This is a genomic window from Clostridium sp. ZS2-4 (genome assembly GCF_026719745.1).
In the GTDB taxonomy this organism is placed as follows: domain Bacteria; phylum Bacillota; class Clostridia; order Clostridiales; family Clostridiaceae; genus Clostridium_H.
Genome location: NZ_JAPPRQ010000017.1, coordinates 1 through 1,825 on the forward strand (window position 1 = coordinate 1; position 1,825 = coordinate 1,825).

Consider the following 1,825-nt stretch of genomic DNA (forward strand, 5'->3'; position numbering starts at 1 on the left):
TAGCAACAATAGGTACGACAGCATTAGTAGTTGCTAAAGCAACCGCAATAGGGGCAGCAGTAGCAGGAACAGCGGCAGTATTAAGTCAAGCAATATCAGATGCAGGACGAAAAGAAGTAAGTGATATTTCCTCTTATATGGCTGCTGGAGGACGAGAATCCTTTGTAGGAGCAGTCTCTGGAGCAGTCTCTGGAGCAATATTTGGACCTTTTGGAGTAGGTGAAGCCTTAGGTGGAAAAATGCTGTTAGGAGGAATAACCAACGGCTTTGAAAGTATAGTAAGACAAAAATTAGAAGGTAAAGGAATAAACTTTAAAACTGTACTAACTGATTTTGGAATAGGAGCAGGAACAGCAGCAGCATTCCATGGANTAGTGCTTGGTAGCAATTTGGGTAATGGTTATGAGGCTTTAGGTAGGTTTAAAAAGGAAGTTAAGAAGGTTAAGAATGAATTAGGATCAAGTGTAGATGATACTGCTAAAGTGATTACTGAGGGGGTTACAGAAGCTGAAATAGATATTCCTTCTGCTTTTAAGCAAAAAGAATTTGCGAGTTCATATGAATCAAGGATTAGTCAAACACCTGCCGATGTGAATATAAAAGCAGTTTTTGAAGGAGGTAGAGGTGAATCTTTATGTACCCTTAAACCACCGCCAGACCCTCAATTAAAGAAAATATTAGATGAAGCTGGTATTGAAGGTATTCAATATAAAAATGGAGTTCCAGATTTTTCACTTGTATCAAAAGCAGAGTTAGAAATTGAGCATATGGTTGGTGGAAAAGGAAAAATGGGAACGAAAGCTAGAAATATGAATTTTGTACAGGCAGATAAAAAGTTAGTAGAGCAACTTAATAATTCACCAGAACTAGCACATAAATTTGATATGGAGCCAGGTGGAATTACTGAAAAGGATATACGAAACTTTAGAAAGAAAAATAAATTAACATGGCATGAATTAAACGATTGTAAAACAATGCAACTTGTACCGTCAAAAATAAATAGTACATTTGGGCACCTTGGTGGTATAGGTGAGGTAAATGCAGGGGCATTTGAACCTGAAGGATTTGCTAATAAATAAAAAAGGAGATTTTAAAGATGACAGTAAATGATTCGATTTTTGGAGAGTTGAAGTATGATTATATTTGGTCTAAGTATACAACCATTGATTTTTTAGGAAAAGAAACGAAAATAACTCTTATGATTAATGGTGATGAAGATGGGGTGTTTGAAGAAGAGCAGTATATAGCTTATAATTCATTAATGGAAAAGTGGAGTAATTTACAAGAAACGATTTTAGAACCAATTTTAAATTACTATAAACAAAAGCGACATGAACTAGGTTATGATATTGAATTTAATGAAAATTATCCTTTAATTGAAACAATAGAAAAATTACTTGAAAATATAACTTTAGTTGGAATTGTTATTCCATACTCAGGAGCTTATGATGGGGGAGAGATTGGAGTAATTTTTGATTGTACATGGGATGATGAAAATGGGATAGGACTTTGTCTTGTAGATGAAAAGGTAATAGAAGTAGGGTACCAGGATGTTGCGATTTGATCTGACCTACGGACAGTTGATAACAAGCTCATTCTCGGGGGATGAACAAAGTGTGAAGTACGAGCTGTGAAACAATACACAAATGTGTATTGTTTCCTCTTGAAAATGGAAGAAATTTTATTTTCATTAGTAAGCTATATAAAAAGAAGTTAATAATTTCACCTTGTCCTAAATAGTGTCTCTATTTATAATAAAATAGAGATTATTAAACAAAGGATGAAGAGATATGAATACTCAAAATGAAAAAGAACAAGCATATAA

The 1,825-nt window shown here is 34.1% G+C and carries 2 protein-coding genes; both read left to right on the forward strand.

All coding sequences use genetic code 11. The features are described 5' to 3' along the window. Positions 1 to 239 precede the first annotated feature (239 nt). A complete protein-coding gene (locus OIO11_RS03695; protein ID WP_442781212.1) occupies positions 240 to 1,079 on the forward strand; it encodes an HNH endonuclease in 840 nt (279 codons plus the stop codon). A gap of 17 nt (positions 1,080 to 1,096) precedes the next feature. Further along, the gene (locus OIO11_RS03700; RefSeq protein WP_268070018.1) at positions 1,097 to 1,564 is read left to right on the forward strand and encodes a DUF2004 domain-containing protein; all 468 of its coding nucleotides are present in this window, start codon (positions 1,097 to 1,099) and stop codon (positions 1,562 to 1,564) included. Positions 1,565 to 1,825 lie beyond the last annotated feature (261 nt).